This window comes from Marinimicrobium sp. UBA4209, assembly GCF_002381585.1.
Lineage (GTDB): Bacteria > Pseudomonadota > Gammaproteobacteria > Pseudomonadales > Cellvibrionaceae > Marinimicrobium > Marinimicrobium koreense.
Window position 1 is genome coordinate 19917 of sequence record NZ_DFTP01000055.1, and the last position, 19476, is coordinate 39392.

At 59.9% G+C, this 19476-nt stretch carries 21 protein-coding genes and 1 pseudogene; 6 read left to right on the plus strand and 16 right to left on the minus strand.

The genetic code is table 11. The annotated features are described in order from the left end of the window. The 11 genes and pseudogenes from B3187_RS08120 to B3187_RS08170 form a co-directional block, all read right to left on the minus strand. Window positions 1-378 (minus strand): annotated as a pseudogene (locus B3187_RS08120) (phosphate ABC transporter permease); the annotation flags it as partial. A 239-nt stretch (window positions 379-617) separates the two neighbouring features. Further along, window positions 618-1586 carry a PstS family phosphate ABC transporter substrate-binding protein gene (locus B3187_RS08125; protein WP_123636899.1) on the minus strand — a complete coding sequence of 323 codons (969 nt, stop codon included), beginning with the start codon at window positions 1584-1586 and terminating at the stop codon, window positions 618-620. Between the two features lie 205 nt (window positions 1587-1791). Next, window positions 1792-2409 (minus strand): Yip1 family protein, encoded by a 618-nt coding sequence (locus B3187_RS08130; RefSeq protein ID WP_286805663.1) that lies wholly within the window; start codon window positions 2407-2409, stop codon window positions 1792-1794. A 137-nt stretch (window positions 2410-2546) separates the two neighbouring features. After that, window positions 2547-2942 (minus strand): ClpXP protease specificity-enhancing factor, encoded by a 396-nt coding sequence (locus B3187_RS08135; RefSeq protein ID WP_024459587.1) that lies wholly within the window; start codon window positions 2940-2942, stop codon window positions 2547-2549. Window positions 2943-3013: 71 nt separating this feature from the next. Next, on the minus strand, window positions 3014-3649 hold the full coding sequence (locus B3187_RS08140; protein WP_286805665.1) for a glutathione S-transferase N-terminal domain-containing protein: 636 nt from the start codon (window positions 3647-3649) through the stop codon (window positions 3014-3016). A gap of 68 nt (window positions 3650-3717) precedes the next feature. Beyond that, complete coding sequence (locus tag B3187_RS08145) at window positions 3718-5955, minus strand: ubiquinol-cytochrome c reductase (RefSeq protein WP_286805667.1); 2238 nt, start codon at window positions 5953-5955, stop codon at window positions 3718-3720. Between the two features lie 2 nt (window positions 5956-5957). Then, a complete protein-coding gene (gene petA, locus B3187_RS08150) occupies window positions 5958-6551 on the minus strand; it encodes a ubiquinol-cytochrome c reductase iron-sulfur subunit (protein WP_024459584.1) in 594 nt (197 codons plus the stop codon). Between the two features lie 257 nt (window positions 6552-6808). Further along, window positions 6809-7201 carry a 30S ribosomal protein S9 gene (gene rpsI / locus B3187_RS08155; protein ID WP_024459583.1) on the minus strand — a complete coding sequence of 131 codons (393 nt, stop codon included), beginning with the start codon at window positions 7199-7201 and terminating at the stop codon, window positions 6809-6811. A 14-nt stretch (window positions 7202-7215) separates the two neighbouring features. Then, window positions 7216-7644, minus strand: coding sequence for a 50S ribosomal protein L13 (gene rplM, locus B3187_RS08160; RefSeq protein ID WP_024459582.1), 429 nt, complete (start codon window positions 7642-7644; stop codon window positions 7216-7218). 112 nt (window positions 7645-7756) lie between these two features. After that, on the minus strand, window positions 7757-8893 hold the full coding sequence (gene zapE, locus B3187_RS08165; protein ID WP_286805670.1) for a cell division protein ZapE: 1137 nt from the start codon (window positions 8891-8893) through the stop codon (window positions 7757-7759). Next, entirely contained in the window at window positions 8890-9561 is a 672-nt protein-coding gene (locus B3187_RS08170) for an alpha/beta hydrolase (RefSeq protein WP_286805671.1), read from the minus strand. Before B3187_RS08170 ends, zapE begins: the two co-directional genes overlap by 4 nt. A gap of 161 nt (window positions 9562-9722) precedes the next feature. Between B3187_RS08170 and B3187_RS08175 the strand changes: the two genes are divergently transcribed. Continuing rightward, the gene (locus tag B3187_RS08175) at window positions 9723-10256 is read left to right on the plus strand and encodes a YhcB family protein (protein ID WP_286805673.1); all 534 of its coding nucleotides are present in this window, start codon (window positions 9723-9725) and stop codon (window positions 10254-10256) included. Window positions 10257-10338: 82 nt separating this feature from the next. Then, on the plus strand, window positions 10339-11457 hold the full coding sequence (locus B3187_RS08180) for a trypsin-like peptidase domain-containing protein (protein WP_123636894.1): 1119 nt from the start codon (window positions 10339-10341) through the stop codon (window positions 11455-11457). 86 nt (window positions 11458-11543) lie between these two features. Here the strand turns inward: B3187_RS08180 and hisD are convergent, their stop codons facing one another. The 5 genes from hisD to B3187_RS08205 form a co-directional block, all read right to left on the minus strand. After that, entirely contained in the window at window positions 11544-12857 is a 1314-nt protein-coding gene (gene hisD / locus B3187_RS08185) for a histidinol dehydrogenase (RefSeq protein WP_286805674.1), read from the minus strand. Window positions 12858-12896: 39 nt separating this feature from the next. Next, window positions 12897-13541, minus strand: a complete 645-nt coding sequence (hisG, locus tag B3187_RS08190) for an ATP phosphoribosyltransferase (protein WP_024459576.1) — start codon at window positions 13539-13541, stop codon at window positions 12897-12899. Window positions 13542-13617: 76 nt separating this feature from the next. Further along, window positions 13618-14880 carry a UDP-N-acetylglucosamine 1-carboxyvinyltransferase gene (gene murA / locus B3187_RS08195; protein WP_123636891.1) on the minus strand — a complete coding sequence of 421 codons (1263 nt, stop codon included), beginning with the start codon at window positions 14878-14880 and terminating at the stop codon, window positions 13618-13620. 39 nt (window positions 14881-14919) lie between these two features. Beyond that, window positions 14920-15159 (minus strand): BolA family protein, encoded by a 240-nt coding sequence (locus B3187_RS08200; RefSeq protein WP_024459574.1) that lies wholly within the window; start codon window positions 15157-15159, stop codon window positions 14920-14922. 224 nt (window positions 15160-15383) lie between these two features. Continuing rightward, on the minus strand, window positions 15384-16025 hold the full coding sequence (locus B3187_RS08205; RefSeq protein ID WP_286805675.1) for an MlaC/ttg2D family ABC transporter substrate-binding protein: 642 nt from the start codon (window positions 16023-16025) through the stop codon (window positions 15384-15386). A gap of 186 nt (window positions 16026-16211) precedes the next feature. On the opposite strand from B3187_RS08205, the gene B3187_RS08210 reads away from it, so the two are divergent. The 4 genes from B3187_RS08210 (at window position 16212) to lptC (ending at window position 19432) form a co-directional block, all read left to right on the plus strand. Then, window positions 16212-17198 (plus strand): calcium/sodium antiporter, encoded by a 987-nt coding sequence (locus tag B3187_RS08210; protein WP_286805676.1) that lies wholly within the window; start codon window positions 16212-16214, stop codon window positions 17196-17198. A gap of 72 nt (window positions 17199-17270) precedes the next feature. Next, a complete protein-coding gene (locus B3187_RS08215) occupies window positions 17271-18242 on the plus strand; it encodes a KpsF/GutQ family sugar-phosphate isomerase (protein WP_123636887.1) in 972 nt (323 codons plus the stop codon). A gap of 40 nt (window positions 18243-18282) precedes the next feature. Continuing rightward, window positions 18283-18846, plus strand: a complete 564-nt coding sequence (locus B3187_RS08220) for a KdsC family phosphatase (protein ID WP_286805678.1) — start codon at window positions 18283-18285, stop codon at window positions 18844-18846. Between the two features lies 1 nt (window position 18847). Continuing rightward, the gene (gene lptC, locus B3187_RS08225; RefSeq protein WP_286805679.1) at window positions 18848-19432 is read left to right on the plus strand and encodes an LPS export ABC transporter periplasmic protein LptC; all 585 of its coding nucleotides are present in this window, start codon (window positions 18848-18850) and stop codon (window positions 19430-19432) included. Window positions 19433-19476 lie beyond the last annotated feature (44 nt).

A 19476-nucleotide genomic window follows, 5' to 3' on the forward strand; every position in this document is an offset into this window, starting at 1 on the left:
GCGAGGAACCTCAAAGGTTTTGAGGGCGAGCCCAGAATCAACGTTAAAGAAGTGCACCTGCCCGGCCTCGCTGAACGATGCCCCCATCTCCTCGTACCGCTCGAGCACGAGGTGGGCGGACGGATCGGCCTCGCTGGTCAGTGCGAAGGGGTAGTCGGCAGTCGGCTCGATACTGCTGCTGCGCAGTAACGGCGCCACTTCCGAGAACAGGTAGATGAAAATCAGCGCCAGGGCGCCAACCACCATCATACCGGCAGTGCCGACTCCGTAGCGGGACAGGCCGTCCTTGAATTTGCGTACCTTGCGCAGACGAGCACGTTGCTCCGCATTCGGCATCAAGCTTCCCCGGGCATCCGGGGTGGAAGGTCGCTCTGACATAGTGCATCAATCCTGAGCTGGAGAATCTCGGTCGAACCCCCAATCAGAGGACTTCGACGAAAGCGCGTGCATGCTAACAGCGCTAGATGACATTTTTGTTACAGTCACATGACAAAAGGGACCCTCCGCCCCGCGGCGGTGTCCCTTTTGATTGTCCCTAAACCAGTTGACGGATCATAAACCCAGGGTCCCTTTCCGGGTCGATCGGGGCGGCAAGTGCCACCCGGCGGAGTCTGTGTTTACAGACCCAGCTCTTCGGTCACCCGCTTGGACACTGAGGCCGGCAGCGGAATGTAACCGTCACGCACTACCACTTCCTGACCCTGCTTGGAGATTACCATTTTCAGGAACTCAGCCTGCATGGGATCCAGGGGGCGGTTCGGGTGCTTGTTGACGTACACATACAGGAAGCGGGCCAGAGGGTAGCTGCCATTCGAGGCGTTTTCGGCGTTGGGAGCGGCGAACTCTTCGCCTTCGGCACGGGCCAGCGGTACTGCACGCACGCCAGAAGTCATGTAGCCAATACCTGAATAGCCGATACCGTTACGCGATTCGCTCACACCCTGAACAACCGAGGCAGAACCGGGCTGCTCGTTAATGCCGGGCTTGTAGTCGCCCCCGCACAGGGCATTGTCCTTGAAGTAACCGTAGGTACCGGACACCGCGTTACGGCTGTACAGGCCCAGGTCACGATTTTCCCACTCACCGTCCAGGCCCAGTTGGCCCCAACGGGTAATGTCCTCTGAATAGCCACAGCGACGGGTCACCGAGAACATGGCGTCTACCTGAGGAATCGTGAGACCTTCAATGGGGTTGTCTTTGTTGACGTAGACCGCCAGAACGTCCACCGCTACCGGAACCGCAGTCGGCTTGTAACCGTGAGCTTGCTCAAAAGCACGAATCTCGGAGGCCTTCATTTCGCGGCTCATGGGACCAAAGTTGGCAGTATTCTGAGTCAGCGCCGGCGGAGCGGTCGAAGAACCGGCACCCTGGATCTGGATATTGACGTTGGGATAGAACTTGGCGAACTCCTCGGCCCAGAGGGTCATGAGGTTATTCAGGGTATCGGAACCGATGCTGTTCACATTACCGGATACGCCTGAAACCGCCTCGTAATCCGGCAGATTGGGATCGACGTCCGCTTGCGCCATGGCGCAGGTCATTGAGCCGGCCAGAGCCAGGCCTTTAAAGAATTTGATGGCGTTCATAGAGCGCTCCTCTGAAACAGTGATTTGTCGTTCAGTGACATGAAATGCCCTTATCTGGGTCATTTCCACCTGAGATGCACTCTACCCACCCAATATGACAGTCCTGTGACAGGCTGCCATAAATTTGTCAAATTACTGCAACAAACGCAGAAGGCAGCCCTGAGGCTGCCTTCTGTCGGATAAGCGAATCAGTCTCGCCGGAAAATCAGCTGATGTAGACCGGTCCCGCCCCTGAACTCCAGACGATCACGGTGCTCACCATCACCACGACCGCGAGCACCAAGCCTACGGTGATCACCGAACTGGCGTAAATGAAGCCCCGTTCTTTCGGGATATTCATCAGGATGGGAATACCTTCATAAATCAGATAGACGGAGTAGCACGCCGCCAGAATGTACACCGATACCACCAGCCACAGCTGTGGGTATACCAGCGCAACACCGGCGAGCATCATGGGAATGGCCGAATAGACCGCCAGCGCCGTCCCTTCATAGTGGCGACGATTGGCTTCGTCGGCCACACCAAAACTGCGCGACATCCAATTGATGTACTCGCCCAGGACATAAATGGCAATAAGCTGAGCGAAATAGGCCGCTCCGGCCATGAGCAAGGCACTCTGGCTGGTCAATTTCACCACACCGCCGCTACCCACGCTCCAGCCCACTTCGGTCACTCCGAAATAGCCCGCGATACAGGGTATCAGTGCCATCAAGGGAACGTGACGTAGATAAACCCGCAGGAACGATTCGTTGTCGCTGCGTATCCGCTGCCACTCGCGATCGGGGTTGGTGAAGATACCCAGGGTGTGCTGCAACATAGCCATATTTACGTACTCCTGCTACTGCTTGTTATTAGAGAGTACGTACAGTATCCAGCTTTGGGACGAGTGCCGCAAAGAAGTATTCGCGATAAACGAATACTGTTAATCAACTTAGGTTATATAAAAGGGGCCGTCGCCCCTTATTTGACGACCTTGAGGTTGGGCCGTTTTTGCGCGTCTTTCTTCGGTTCGGAATCCGGCTTGGGAGGCTCGGGATTGGGCTCATGCTCGAATACCATGCCCTGGCCATTCTCCCGGGCATAAATACCCAGTACTGAGCCACAGGGGATCACCAGATCCGTCGGTATGCCGCCAAAGCGGGCATTGAAGTTGATCTGCTCCAGACCGATGAACAGGTCTTTGACTGCCGTCGGATTGATATTGAGTACAATCTGCCCGTCTTTATTGACGTGCTGCTGAGGCACTTCAACGCCTTGCCCCTGGGCATCCACCAGGATATAGGGGGTGCAGCCGTTATCCACGATCCACTCATAGAGCGCTCGAATCATGTAAGGACGGCTTGAGGTCATGGCCATAGAACGTCTCCCGATAGGGTATCGAAGGGCATGAAAGCCCCTTTTGGGGGCTGGACAACACGCAATGGAGGCTAGTGAGCCCCCATGTCGCGCTCGACTTCCGTGAGGCTCTTACGAAATCCCTCACGTTCGAACAGTCGCTTCTGGTACGTCAGCAAGGGCTGGGCCTGGCGCCCCTTGCCAAGGTCAATATCCAGCATCGGCAAGCGCCAGAGGATCGGTGCCAGGCAGCAGTCCACGATGGTGAACTCATCGCTCATGAAAAACGGCATTTCGGCAAAGATCGGCGAGATGGCCAGCAGACTGTCGCGCAGGGCCTTACGCGCCTTTAGCACGGTGTCCTTACTCTTGCTGGTGAGAATGGTGTCTACCAGCGGCGCCCAATCACGCTCCAGCCGGTACATCCACAGCCGGCTCTGAGCCCGGGCAACCGGGTACACCGGCAGGAGCGGAGGATGCGGGAAACGCTCATCCAGGTACTCCATGATCACTTTGGACTCGTACAGGGCCAAGTCCCGGTCCACCAGCGTGGGCAGACTGTCATAGGGGTTGAGGTCCGCCAGTTCCTGCGGCTTGTTTTTGGGATCGACATCAATAATATCCGACGATACCCCTTTCTCCGACAACACAATTCTAACCCGATGGCTGTAATGATCAGAACCATCGGAAAACAGCGTCATGGATGAGCGTTTGGTCACCACACCCATTGTGTATTACCTCAAATTACCCAGTGATCAAGCCGGGGCGCCCACAGGCGCCCCACCGTTATTCGAATTTAGTGAATTCCCTTCCAGTACTCGCGGTTGAGCAGGTAAGCAAACACAAACAGGACGGACAGGAACAACAGCACGAAGATACCCACCCGTTCACGGTCCATGGCTGCGGGCTCACCCAGATACTCCAGGAAATTCACCAGGTCGTAGATCACCTGGTCAAACTCTTCCTGCGACAGGCTGCCTTCAATGTCACCTTCCACCAGGCTACCACACTCCTCATCCATGACTGGATTGCCCGCGCTATCGCGCACAATGTGTCCATGGCTGTCCAGCTGGGGACCGGCGGAACACTCCAGCAGGCCTTGAAGGTCCAGCATGACGTGGGGCATACCAACGTTTTCAAACACCCGATTATTCACACCGAAGGGACGGCTCTCATCCTTATAGAAGTTACGAAGGTAAGTGTACAGCCACTCCGGGTTGCGAGACCGGGCCACCAGAGTCAGATCCGGCGGCTGAACCCCAAACCACTGCTTACCCTGCTCCTTCGTCATGGAGGTGGTCATCAGACTACCGATCTCCTGATCGCCGAAAATCAGGTTGTTGCGCGCCACATCGTGGGGAATACCGAGATCGTCCGCCACCCGCTCATAGCGTGAAAACTTGGCGGAGTGGCAGCCCATACAGTAGTTCACGAAGTACTTGGCACCACGCTGCAGGGACTCTTTATTGTCCAGGTCCGGTTCCATGATATCGCAGGGAATGGAACCACATCCGCCAGCACCCGCGCCCACAGCCTTGATCGGAACCACCACGAGTACTGCGAACAGCGCCAGACCACCCAGCACCAAGCGCAGCGGCAAGCCTTTCATCTGTACACGCTCTGGCACGGGGTGCTCACTATCGCGATCCGCCAACCAGGGGAGCACCGCGAACACGGCGGCCAGAACCAGACCAAACAGGCGCAGGAAGACCGGCACATCGCTGTCCCCTGTGATTCCATTCAGAGCCATTACCAGGAAGATCAGGGCAAAACCCCAGCAAATGGCGAACGACAGGACTCGCGCGATCTGCGAGCGCTGCTCCGGCGGGCGGTTGCTGGTCCAGATCGGCATGGTGATGAAATAGGCAAAGTAGAACACCGTCGCCAACTGGGACAATACGGTGCGCCCAGTGGTCGGTGATTTGACGCCCAGGTAACCCAGCACCACAAACATGGCGGCGAATACCATCAACATGACCCGCGGGATATGCCCCTTGTAGCGCATGGAGCGGGCCTTGGCCCGATCCAACCAGGGCAGCACGAACAGGATGGCAATCGCCGCGCCCATGGCAATCAGACCGAGGAACTTGGCGCTCAAGGGGCCAATTTCAATGGTCACCGCCCGCAAGATGGCGTAGAAAGGCGTGAAGTACCACACCGGGGCAATGTGCTCCGGGGTCTTCAGGTTGTTCGCCTCTTCAAAGTTAGCGTATTCCAGGAAGAAACCGCCCATTTCCGGCATGAAAAACATGACGAAACAGAAAGCGAACAGGAAGACAGTAATACCCACCAGGTCGTGAACCGTGTAGTACGGATGGAACTGCACGCCATCTTTGGGGATACCGTTCTCATCTTTGTTCTTCTTGATGTCCACGCCATCGGGGTTGTTGGAACCGACTTCGTGCAGCGCCAGGATATGCAGTACCACCAACCCGAGTAGGACAATCGGCAGGGCCACGACGTGCAGGGCGAAGAAGCGGTTCAGGGTAATGCCGGAAATCAGGTAATCACCGCGAATCCACTGCACAAGATCTTCGCCGATCACCGGAATGGCCCCGAACAGGGACACAATCACCTGAGCGCCCCAGTAGGACATCTGCCCCCAGGGCAACACGTAGCCCATGAAGGCTTCCGCCATGAGCACCAGATAGATGGTCATGCCGAAAATCCATACCAGCTCGCGCGGCGCCTTGTAGGAGCCGTACATCAAGCCGCGGAACATGTGCAGGTATACCACCACGAAAAACGCGGAAGCACCGGTAGAGTGCATGTAGCGCAGAATCCAGCCGTACTCCACATCACGCATAATGTATTCGACGGAGGCGAAGGCGCCCTCGGCGGTCGGGGTGTAGTTCATCGTCAGCCAGATACCGGTCACCAACTGGTTGACCAGCACCAGCAGGGACAGAACGCCGAAGAAATACCAGAAGTTAAAGTTTTTGGGCGCGTAGTAGTTGCCCATATGGGTGTCCCAGGCGCGCTGTACCGGGAGACGCTGGTCGACCCACTGCCACAATCCAGTTAACCAATTCATTCTTATGCCTCCTGATCCTCGCCCACGATGAGCAGGTTATCGCCCTCGTAACGGTGTGGGGGAACTTCCAGGTTTAACGGAGCGGGTACGCCTGTATACACGCGGCCAGCCATATCGAACTTGGAACCATGACAAGGGCAGAAGAAGCCGCCCTGCCAGTTTTCGCCACCGAGGTCAGCAACGCCCACTTCCGGGCGAAACAACGGTGCGCAGCCCAGATGGGTGCACAGACCGAGCAGCACCAGGAACTCTTCGCGAATGGAGCGAGTCTGATTTTGAGCGTATTCGGGCTGTTGGGGTTGCTCCGAGTTGGGGTCGCGCAGCACGTCCTCAACTTTTTCCAGCCCCGCGATGGACTCTTGTGTACGACGCACAATGTAGACCGGCTTACCCCGCCACTCGACGGTGATCATTTGCCCGGGCTCCATCTTGCCGATGTTGGCCCGAACCGGTGCCCCGGCGGCTTTTGCCTTGGCGCTGGGGTTCCAGGAACCCACAAAAGGTACCGCTGCACCCACTACGCCCACAGCCCCTACTACCGAGGTAGCAGCGGTCAGCACACGGCGGCGCGTTTTATTGACAACGTCATCGGTCATGACGATCTTCTCCCCTAACAGCTTCCGACGGCCAGTAAATCACTGAATTTCAACGATTTAGAATGATGTTATTGAGACGTAAAAAATGGCCAATCTTAAAGAAATTGCGCGCCGCTTACAAGAATAAGCTGCGCCCCGTGCCCTCGGCCAATGGGTTATACGGCGGGCGGACATAAAAAAACGCCCAGGCCAGCGAAGGGCCTGGGCGTTTTTTGCTCGGAGGTACCGCCGCCCCACACCGTGGGGCGAGCTCCAGCTTAACGCTTGGAGAACTGCGGACGCTTACGGGCTTTACGCAGACCCACTTTCTTACGCTCAACAGCGCGAGAATCGCGAGTTACGTAACCTGCTTCACGCAGAGAGCCACGCAGCGCTTCGTCGTATTCCATCAGAGCACGGGTCAGACCGTGGCGGATGGCGCCGGCCTGACCAAAGCTACCACCGCCTTTCACGGTGACTTTTACGTCGAACTTGTCAGCCATTTCCACATTTTCCAGCGGCTGACGCACGATCATGCGTGCCACTTCACGGCCAAAGTACTCGTCCAGAGGACGGTCGTTGACGGTGATGTTGCCGCTACCCTGGGCGATGAACACCCGGGCGGTGGAGGTCTTGCGGCGACCCGTACCGTAATATTGAGTAACTGCCATAATCAGCTTCCCGGTTAGATAGTCAGTTCTTGAGGCTGCTGCGCAGTGTGCGGATGCTCGTTACCTGCGTAGACCTTGAGTTTTTTGAACATGGCGCGACCCAGGGGTCCGCGGGGCAGCATGCCCTTGACGGCGTTCTGGATGGTGCGCTCGGGGGCCTTCTGGATCAGCTTTTCAAAGCTGATCGACTTGATGCCGCCGATATAACCGGTGTGATGGTAGTAAATCTTGTCGCTGGCCTTCTTACCGGTCACACGAACTTTTTCAGCGTTGATCACGACAATGTAATCACCCGTGTCCACATGAGGTGTGTACTCGGGCTTGTGCTTGCCGCGCAGACGACGGGCAATCTCTGTAGCCATACGGCCCAGAGTCTTGCCTTCGGCATCAACGACGAACCAGTCGCGAGAGACCGTTTCAGGTTTAGCACTATAAGTCTTCATGTTATTTCCTGCCTCAGGAGGTGCTTCCCACAAAAGAGCGCGAATACTATAGAAATCGTCGCCGGTTTTCAAGGGGGAAACTGATGATTTTTCCACCAACCCGGCCGCCCCGTCAGGGCTTGTGGGGCTGGGCCAGGTAGTCGCGGCTCTGCATTTCCAGCAGGCGGCTGACGGTGCGCTCGAATTCGAAGCTTAGGCGCCCCTCGTCGTAGATCTGCGTCAACGGCCGGGCGGCGGATAGTACCAGCTTGACCCGCCGATCGTAAAACTCGTCCACCAGATTGATGAAGCGCCGGGCCTGATCGTCGTTGCCCCGACCCAGCGGTGGCACATCGCTCACCACCACCGCATGGAACTCCCGGGCCAGCTCGATATAGTCATTCTGGGAGCGGGGCCCATCGCACAGGGCCATAAAGTCAAACCAGGCCACGTCTTCCCCCAGATAGCGGGCTCGAATCGGGCGCCCCTCCACCTCCAGCACCTGGTCGGCGCATATTTCATCTTCTGCCGGCACCAGGCTGCGGAAGCTCGCCATCAGGCTCTCGTCCGCCCGCGCATCGAGCGGGCTGTGGTACAACTCGGCCTGCTCCAGTGCTCGCAATCGGTAGTCGTTCTGGCTATCGAGCTGCAATACCCGGGTGTGACGCTTGATCTGCTCAATGGCGGGCAGGAACCGGGCTCGTTGCAATCCATCCTTATATAGGTTGTCCGGCGGAATATTGGAGGTGGCCACCAGCGTCACGCCGCGGCGGAACAGGGCCTGCATCAGAGTGCCCAAAATCATCGCATCGGTGATGTCCGAGACGAAGAATTCGTCAAAGCAGATGACCCGGGCCTCCCGGGCGATGCGGTCTGCCACCTGCTCAAGGGGATTTTTCTGGCCATCGAGCTGCTTGAGGTCCCCGTGCACCCGGCGCATAAAGCGGTGGAAATGGGCGCGCATTTTCTGCTCAAACGGCAGGCTCTCGTAAAAATTGTCCATCAGATAGGTTTTGCCCCGCCCGACGCCGCCCCACAGGTACAACCCGGTGACCGGTGTGATCGGCGCCTTTGAAACCCGCCGCCGCAACCGTTCCCACAGCCCCGGCAGCCCGGTTTTTGGAGCGCCCTGCTCGACCAGCGCTTCAAACAGCGCCTGCAACTGATCCACCACCTGCGCCTGGGCCGGGTCCCGGCTGAACCCGGGCTGCTCCAGATCACGCTGATAGCGATTGTAGGGCGTGTCGTACTTCAACTCTGGCCGGTTCATGAGTCGACACCCAGTTGCCGCTCCAGGGTGCGCGCCAGATCCGCTTTAAGCTCGGTCAACTGACCGTGAAAGAAGTGCCCGGCCTCCGGGTAGCGCAGCAAGGCATGGGGCGATTGCAGCCGGGTTTCGCTCCAGCGGATCACGCCCTCCGGCACCACCACGTCATCCCGCTCGCCCTGGGCAATACAGACGGGACACGGGAAGCGTCCATCGCGATCGTAGGTGTAGCGCTCAACCGGCGGTGCGACCAGCGTCAGATGTTCGACCGATCCCACCCGATAAACCGCTCCAGCGGCCACCGCCGAGCCAAAAGAAAATCCGGCCAAAAGCACACCATCGTCCGGTCGCCGCTCCGAGAGCCAGGAGTACACCGCCAGCAGGTCATCCACCTCCCCGACCGCGTGATCGAACTCGCCCTCACTGGCCCCAACACCCCGGAAATTGAACCGCACGGTAGCAACGCCGAGGTCACGATAGGCCCTCACCAGGGTGGTGACCACCTTGTTGCTCATGGTGCCGCCGTGCTGCGGATGCGGATGGCAGACGATCGCCGCCAGCCCCCGCTCGGCGAGTGAGCCGGATTCGGAGCCGGCCTGGATGCGGGCTTCCAGCCCGCCGACGGGCCCGTCGATGGTAATTGCGGTCTCGGTTTGCGAAAATACTGTCACGATCACCTCAATGGCCTGCCCCGCCCTCTGGGCGCGGCGGTGGTTCACACCCGAAACGGATCAAGGGAATTCCGCCCGGGTCGAATAAAAGGCCGTATAATACCGCGAGCGACCGCAGTTTTGCAGGCCACAAACCGGCTTCATACCGAGAGGAGAAATTTGTGTTTTCATTCGGAACCCTCATTATTACCGCGCTGATCTGTCTGTTGGGCGGTGGTGCCCTGGGCGCGGTACTTTACAAACTGACCGATTCGGGCTCCCGCAGCAAGGAACTCGAAGAGCGGGTTCTGCGCGCTGAAGATGAGCTCAAGCGGTACCAGCAGGATGTGTCCGAGCATTTTGCGAAGACCTCCGAGCTGGTAAACAACCTGACCCAGAGCTATCGCGACGTTTACGAGCACCTGGCAAACAGCGCACTCAAGCTGACCACTCCGGCCCTGAGCCGGCAGATTCTGGACTCGGCCAATACCCAGTTGCTGGGCTCGGAAAAAACCTACCTGAGTGAGGAGCATATCGAAGCTCCCCGGGATTGGGCTCCCAAGAACGGCAAGGGGCAGCTCAGTGAAGAGTACGGTCTGCACGACGAGGGCGAGTACGAATCGCCCTATCAGTACGGTTCTTCGGACACTTACACCGAAGAAACCCAGAATGACAAGCCAGACACCCCAACCGAGCCGCCTCGGGGAGCCATCTGATTTCCCGCTCATGTCACCGTGGTTACACCTACCGGCGGGCATGTCCCGCTGGTCCTTTATCTTCCAACACCGGAGACTGTAGATGAGCGCACGAGGTCTGCTTCAGTCCCTCGGCTGGCCCGTCGCCACCGGACTGCTCATTGCACTACTGACGCTGCTCGCGTTCCCCGAGCTTCGGGGGCCGAACGGTGCACCCGACCCGACGCGCCCGGCCATCACGTCCTACGCGGACGCCGTCGATCGGGCCGCCCCCGCGGTGGTCAGCATTTACACCCGTAAAATTCAGGAACAGCAGCGCCACCCCTTGGCGGATCACCCTTTTTATCGCCGCTTCTTTCCTGAGCGCCCGCAGCAGCAACGCGCGCAATCCGCGCTGGGCTCCGGCGTCATTGTCGACCCCCGCGGCTACCTGCTGACCAATGAGCATGTGATCAACGGCGCCGACGAGATTCAGGTTCTACTGTATGACGGCCGCGAAACCCGCGCGCGATTGGTCGGCACAGACCCAGAGAGCGATCTGGCGGTACTGAAGATTGACCTGGAAGACCTCACCGTCATCGATGTTCCCGAGCCTACCCAGGCGCGCGTAGGGGATATTGTGCTCGCCATTGGCAATCCCTTTGGTGTGGGCCAGACCGTCACCCAGGGTATTCTGAGTGCCACCGGCCGCTACAACCTGAACCTCAGCGAGTACGAGAACTTCCTCCAGACCGATGCCGCGGTGAATGTGGGCAACTCCGGCGGAGCCCTGGTGGACATCCATGGACAGCTCCTGGGCATCAACACCGCCATTCTCGGCGAGGGCAACACTTCCGTGGGAGTCAGCTTCGCCATTCCGGCGGACTCCGCCATGCGGGCACTGCGCGAGATCATCGAGCATGGCCGGGTGGTGCGCGGCTGGCTCGGCCTGGAGGTTCGCCCCCTGAGCCAGGATCAGGCCAGCGCCCTCGCCATGAACTCGACCCAGGGCGTGGTGGTCACCGCCGTGTACAGCGGCAGCCCGGCCGAACAGGCGGGCCTGACGCCGGGCGACATTCTGACCCACATTGACGACGAGTCCGTTGGCAACGGTCGGCGCGGCATGAACCAGATCGCCGCCACCGCCCCGGGCAGCGAGGTGACCCTGCGCATTCTGCGCAACGGCGAGCCGATTGAGCTGGAAACGGTCATCGGTGAGCGTCCCCTGCCGGCCAGCACCTGAGCACCCCGGCCGGGACAGCCCCTCACGCCACAAAAAAGGCCGACCCCGATACCGGGTGTCGGCCTTTTTTGTGGACGCTGAATCGGCTATACCTTGATTCGGTACTCCGCCGAGCGAGCATGCGCTTCCAGCGCTTCACCGCGCGCCAATACCGAGGCGGTTTTGGCCAGCTCCGAGGCACCTTCAGCTGAACAGTGAATGATGGAGCTGCGCTTCTGGAAATCATACACCCCCAGGGGTGAGGAAAACCGCGCAGTGCCCGAGGTCGGCAGAACGTGGTTCGGACCTGCGCAGTAATCGCCCAGTGCCTCCGGCGTATAACGACCCATGAAAATGGCGCCAGCATGGGCCACCTTGGGCAACAGGGCATCCGGATCGGCCACGGACAGCTCCAGGTGCTCCGGAGCAATCCGGTTGCTGACTGCCAGCGCCTGGTCCATATCCTGCACCAGAATCAGCGCACCGCGATTGGCCAACGAGGTCCGGGCAATCGCCTCCCGGCTCAGGGTCGGCAACAGACGCTCCATGGCCGCCTCTACCCGATCGAGAAAAGCCGCATCCGGGCTCACCAGTATCGACTGCGCCTGCTCATCGTGCTCAGCCTGACTGAACAGATCCATCGCGATCCAGTCCGGATCCGTCTGGCCATCGCAGATCACCAGAATCTCCGAGGGACCGGCAATCATGTCAATGTCCACCATCCCGAACACGGCGCGCTTGGCGGTGGCCACATAGATGTTTCCCGGCCCGACGATTTTGTCCACTTTCGGCAGGCTCTCTGTGCCGTAAGCCAAGGCCGCCACCGCCTGAGCACCACCCACCGTCACCACCTTGTCCACGCCGGCCACCGCCGCTGCCGCAAGCACCATGGCATTGAGTTCGCCACCCGGTGCCGGCACGACCATCACCAGCTCCGCCACGCCGGCGACTTTGGCCGGAATCGCATTCATCAGGACCGATGAGGGGTACGAGGCCTTGCCGCCGGGCACATAGAGCCCGACCCGCGCCATGGGTGTCACCTTCTGGCCCAGCCGGGTGCCATCCTCCTCGGTGTAATCCCAGGACGGTTGCCGCTGATGCTCGTGGTAACGCCGAATCCGCTCCGCCGCCACTTCCAGCGCCTGGCGCTGCTCGGCGGGCAGTGACTCGAGCGCCTCATGCAACTTGCTCTCCGGCACAATCAGATCCGCCAGCGAGCTGACCTCACGACGATCCAGGCGGTTGGTGTACTCCACCACCGCCGCATCACCGCGGGTTTTGACGGCCTGAAGAATCTCGTCCACCACCTCGCCGACCCCGGCATCGGACACACTGTCCCAGGCCAGCAGGGCATCGAGACGCGCACTGAAATCCGCAGCGGAGGCATCCAGGCGAGCGATCAGAGGTTGCTTTTCAGTCATGGAAAAATCTCGTCATTACGGCCAGAGCCGGTCTACATGTCAGGCCGGACGCTTGGCGTCAACGGCTTCACCAATGGCGTCAATCACGGATTGAATCAGCACATGCTTCATCTTCATGGACGCCTTGTTTACGATCAGCCGCGAGCTGATATCGGCGATGTGCTCCCGGGGCTCCAGCCCATTGGCAAGCAGCGTATTGCCGGTATCGACAATATCCACAATTTCGTCCGCCAGGTGCATGATCGGCGCCAGCTCCATCGCACCGTACAGCTTGATGATGTCGGTCTGCCGACCGCAACTGGCATAGTATTGCTTGGCCACATTCACATACTTGGTGGCCACCCGCAGACGGCCCTGGCGCGGCGGCGCACCCTTGATGGCTGCGGTCATCAGACGACACCGGGCAATGTCCAGATCCAGCGGCTCATAAAGGCCCTCGGCGCCATTTTCCATCAGGGTATCCTTGCCGGAAATCCCCATGTCGGCGGCCCCGAACTGCACGTAGGTGGGCACATCCGCGCCGCGCAACACCAGCAGGCGCACGTCGGGCCGGGTGGTCTCAAACACCAGCTTGCGGCTCTTGTCGATGTCTTCCGCCGGCTCGATACCGGCCGCAGCCAACAGCGGCAGAGTCTCTTTCAGAATACGGCCCTTGGTCAGGGCAATGGTCAGTGTCTGGGTCATGGGTCTCATCTGGAGGTCAGGGGACGCGGCCGGTCGCCCGCTCACGCGCGGCGTTCCGGCCTCAGTACTCGGTCCGTCAGTTTGGAACCCGACGAATGTTCGCGCCCAACATTTGCAGTTTTTCTTCAATACACTCGTAACCGCGATCGATATGGTAAATGCGGTCCACCAATGTGGTGCCATCCGCTACCAGACCGGCGATCACCAGGCTGGCCGAGGCCCGCAGGTCCGTTGCCATCACGGGGGCGCCCTTGAGCCGGTCCACGCCCTGGATCAGGGCGGTATTGCCTTCGAGGGTAATCTTCGCGCCCATCCGGTTCAGCTCGTGCACCTGAATCAGGCGGTTCTCAAAAATGGTCTCGGTCACGGAGCTGGCGCCCTCGGCCACCGCGTTCATCGCGGTAAACTGGGCCTGCATGTCCGTGGGAAAGGCCGGATAGGGCGCCGTGCGCAAGCTGACGCCCCGGGGCCGCTTACCTTTCATGTCCAGCTCTATCCAGGTATCCCCGATGGTGATTTCCGCTCCGGCCTCTTCCAGCTTGAGCAGCACCGCCTCGAGAATATCGGCCCGGGTGTCTTTCAGGCGCACCCGACCGCGGGTCGCGGCTGCGGCCACCAGGTAAGTGCCGGTTTCAATCCGGTCCGGCATTACACTGTAGGTGCACGAGTGCAGACGCTCGACGCCGTGAACCGTGAGCGTCTGGGTACCAATGCCTTCGATCCGGGCACCCATGGCTTCCAGACAATAGGCCAGATCCACCACTTCGGGCTCCCGAGCGGCATTTTCCAGCACCGTGGTGCCTTCGGCCAATACCGCCGCCATCAGCAGGTTTTCGGTGCCGCCGACGGTCACCGTATCCATCAGGATGTGCGCCCCTTTCAGGCGGCCCTTGCTACGGGCACGAATGTAACCTTCGTCCACATCAATTTCCGCCCCCATGGCCTCCAGGCCACGCAGGTGAATATCCACCGGACGACTGCCAATGGCGCAGCCCCCGGGAAAGGACACGTTGGCCTCTCCGAAGCGGGCCAACAGCGGGCCCAACACCAGGATCGAGGCACGCATGGTTTTCACCAGCTCGTAAGGGGCGGTGAGATCATTGATGCTGGTGGGGTCGACCTCGACGCACATTTTCTCGTCGATGGTGACGCCCACCCCCATGCAGCGCAGCAGCGCCAGCATGGTGGTAATGTCATTCAGATGCGGCATGTTGCACACATGCACCGGACCATCGGCCAGCAGCGTCGCCGCCAGAATCGGCAGGGCCGAGTTTTTCGAGCCGGAAATCCGAATCTCGCCATTGAGCGGCGGCCCGCTTTGAATTTGCAATTTATCCATAGAAAATCACTTGTCGGTCATCGCGCGCTCGCGATGCAATTACTGCTGTTGCTGCCACTGTTCCGGCGTGAAGGTTTTCATGTGCACTGCGTGGATGGTGCCCTGGGCAATGCTGTCGGTCAGCGCCGAGTACACCAGCTGCTGTTTCTTGACCGGCGTCATGCCCTCGAACGCGGGGCTGACGACAACGAGATTGATATGGCTGCCATCAATTCCCACCTGTACGGTGCTATCGGGAACTTTGGCTTCTACCAGTGCTTTGATCTGTTCGGGTTGCATAGACTATCCAGTAATTGACTACCTGGGCCAGACGTTTAGTGCCCAGGCCAGAGGTCTGCGGGCCAGAGGTTTATGGGCCAAAGCGGAATCTTACCTGAATGCGTCGTTCACCGCATCCCGAAAGCCGTCCGCCGCCCCCAGAAACAACCGTTCCTCCAACCCCCAGAAACAACAATGCCGCCGCCCGGGAGGCGACGGCATGAGAGTGGGTGCCGAGACGGCGTTTACATCTCATCCAGCCAGTTGTCGATCACCTTGTCCAGATCACCGTCATACTTCTTGGCGGCCTGACCGAATTGGCTGCGGAAAGAGCGTCCAAGGTTCACGCCGTCCAGCACCAGATTGATCAGCTTCCACTCGCCGGAGCGGTTTTTGGCCATGGTGTAAGACAGCCGATAGGTGGAGCCATCGTGCTTCACCTCCTGATCAACACTGACCCGGCGCTTGTCTGCCACATCTTCAGAGGGCGGGCGGATGCTGATTTCGCTATCCACGTAGTTGGCAATCCCCTTGGCATAGGTGGTCACCAGGCCCCGCTTGAACTCCTGAACAAAGGTTTCCACCTGCTCATCGCTGGCATCGGAGCGGTGCGAGCCCATGACCGCCTTGGCAATGAATTCGAAATCCACCACGGGCTCCAGAATGTCCTGGATTTCGTCGTAGTACTGCTCAGCGTTGTCGCTGCCGCCGTTGTATTTCTGCACCACATCGAACAGGACTTCGGTCACCTCTTCAATCAGCTCGTGAGGCGTTTCCTGCTTGGGGTCTACCGGCTCTGCGGCCCAAACGTTTGCCGCCAACAGCCAGGAGGCCATCAGGGCTACGACCGAACGGAAAGTGATGCTTGCAATGTTGGGTTGGGTCATAGGGGGTTCCTTACAGATTCCAGCTTCCGGGTGATGGGCCTTCCAGCCCGGGAGCCCGGGCCATGCCGGGCTGCGCCATAAAGGCTATATCATAACATTGACTCGGCCTCGCTACCTACGCTCTGACCGTAAAAGAATGTTAGTGTTCCCTCTCAAACTCTACGCCACAAACCACGAGATTGATCAATGACAACCTGGGGTTGGTCCGTTATGGCTCTGCTGGCCGGTTTCGTCGGCCTGATCTGGAGCGCTGATCGCTTTGTCGAGGGCAGCGCCGCCCTCGCCCGCCGCTTGGGCGTGTCGAAACTCGTCATCGGTCTGACCATTGTCGCCTTTGGCACCTCGGCACCCGAAATCATGGTCTCGTTAAGCGCCTCGCTGCGCGAAGCGGGAGAGTTGGCCGTGGGCAACGCGCTCGGCTCCAACCTGGCCAACATGGGACTGGTACTGGCCATCACGGCCTTGTTGGTTGCCCTGCCCATCCAGCATCACCTGCTGACCCGAGAACTGCCCGCTCTACTGATCATCACCCTGCTGGCCGGTTATACCCTCTATGACGGCCAACTGACACGCCCCGAGGGCGTTCTGTTGGTGGCGGCGCTGACCATCACCTTAGGGGCTCTGGCCTTGACCCGCCGCGCCCACCCGGAAGAGGTGGACGACGAGATCCCGAATTACACCGGTATGGCGGCAACCCTCTGGTTTCTGATCGGGTTGATTACCCTGGTAATCAGCGCCGAACTTCTGGTCTGGGGCGCACAGAACCTGGCCCTGGCCGCCGGCGTATCACCGCTGGTGGTGGGACTGACCGTCATCGCCGTGGGCACCAGCCTGCCCGAGCTGGCCGCTTCGGTGGGCAGCGCCCTGAAGGGCCACCAGGATATGGCGCTGGGCAATATCATCGGCTCCAACCTGTTCAACCTGCTGGCGGTCATGGCCTTACCGGGTCTGATTCAGGAGCCGGTCATGGACCGGCAGGTGTTCTATCGGGATTATCTGGCCATGGCCGCGATGACCTTCGCCCTGGCGATCGCCATCGGTGTGGATTACCGCCTGCGGCGCAACGCTCACACGGGCCCGGGGGAGGCTCGCGGGCACCTGGGTCGGCTTATTGCTGTGGTGCTACTGGCGGCCTATATCGGTTATTACGTTTGGCTGTTCAACACTCTGTAGTCCGGCATTCGTCATCCCCGGTCCAAGGCCGTATAATGGGCCGCTTTACCACGCCGAGTATCTGCACCGTCCATGACTGACTTCGACTTTATCCACTCCGGACAGCGCACCATCGATATTGAACAGCAGGCTGTAGCGGCCTTGCGCGAGCGAATCGATGCCCGTTTTACCCGGGCCTGCGAGCTGATGCTTGGGGTCTCAGGACGGGTGATCGTCACCGGCATGGGCAAATCCGGGCACATTGCCAAAAAAATTGCGGCCACGCTGGCCAGCACCGGCACCCCCGCCTTTTTTGTCCACCCCGGTGAGGCGAGCCATGGCGACCTGGGCATGATCACCCGGGAAGACGCCGTCATCGCCATCTCCTACTCCGGCAACTCCGATGAAATCATCACCCTGCTTCCGCTGCTCAAGCGCCTCGGGGTGCCCATCATCAGCATGACCGGCAACCCCCGTTCGCCGCTGGCCGAAGAAGCGGCCGTCGACCTGGACATCAGTGTCACCACCGAGGCCTGTCCGCTGGCACTGGCACCGACGGCAAGTACCACCGCGACCCTGGTCATCGGCGATGCCCTGGCCATTGCCCTGCTGGAGGCCCGCGGTTTTACCGCCGAGGACTTCGCCTTCTCCCACCCCGGAGGCACGCTTGGGCGCAAGCTGCTGTTGCGCGCCGAAGACATCATGCACCGCGGCGCGGCCATTCCACGGGTGAGCGTTCACACCAGTCTGTCCCAGGCATTGCTGGAGATGACCCGCAAGGGCTTCGGCATGACCACCATTGTGGATGAGCATGACCAACTGCTGGGCATTTACACCGACGGCGACCTGCGCCGCAGCATCGACCGGGGCGCCGACCTCAAGGATGCCGAAATCGGCCAACTGATGAACGCCAACCCCAAAACCATCGACGCCCACACGCTGGCGGCCGAGGCACTGAAAATCATGGAAGACAAAAAAATTACCGCCCTGATTGTTCTCGACGAACAAAGACGGCCCCAGGGGGTCGTACATATGCACGATATTCTTCGCGCGGGCATCATCTGATGCCTGAACTCCAAACCTCAAACCCTGCGTACCGCTTCCAATGACCGACCCGAAGGCGCCACACAAAGACTTTGCGCAACGCGCTCAGGCCATTTCACTGCTGTTGCTGGACGTGGACGGCGTGCTCACCGACGGCAACCTCTACTTCACCGAAACCGGCGACGAACTCAAAGCGTTCTGCACCCTGGACGGTCTCGGCATCAAACTGCTGCGGCGCAGCGGCATAGAGGTGGGCATCATCAGCGGCCGCAAAACCGACCTCGTCGCCCGACGCGCACGCAGCCTGGGGTTGGAGCTGGTCATCCAGGGACGCGAGGACAAATGGGACGCCCTGAGCGAATGGCGCGAACAACACCCCGTACCCCTCAATCAGATTGCGTTCATAGGCGATGACTGGCCGGACCTCACCATCATGACCCGGGTTGGCCTGGCCCTGACCGTAGCCAATGCCCACCCCGCGGTCGCCGAGCGGTCCCACTGGCAGAGTGAACTTCGGGGCGGCCAGGGTGCCGTCCGGGCCGCCTGCGATGCCCTGCTGAAAGCCCGGGGCGACTACGAGCGACTATTGGCCGACTACCTCGCCCCCGACCAGGAGGCACGCTGATATGTGGAAACACCCACTGACCTGGATTGGCCTGTTTCTGCTGATCGCCCTGGTGGCGGTGTGGGACTACTCTCCGGAAGACCTGCTGCGCGCGCCTCCAGAGGCGCAGACCCGTTTCCCCCAGGCGTTCATGGTGTCGTCCGAAACCCGGCGCTATGACCCGGAAGGCGAACTGCAATACCGGATGCTGAGCGAGCGAGCCGATCACTTCCAGCACCTGCCCAATCGCTCGAGCCCCAGGGACTACTCGCTGATTCAGGCCCCCGATGTAACTGTGTTCGGCGAGGATACCCCGCCCTGGCAACTGACCGCCCGGCTCGGCCGCAGCGACGCGACGGGCGAGACTCTGGTGTTCACCGGCGAGGTCCGGGCCTGGCAGCAGAGCGCCAATGGCGCGATGGAAATCACCACCCCCGAACTCCAGGTAGAGCCCAACCGGCAATTCGCGCAGACCGACAAAGCTGTTACCATGCGCTCCCCACAGGGCCGACACGACGCCGTTGGTATGCGCGCCGACCTGGCCGAAGATCAAATTGAATTACTATCGGAGGTGCGCGGCACCTATGAACCACCCCAAGGGAACTGACATCGTCCGGCGAGCGCGCCACCTCGCGCTGTTCACATTACTGG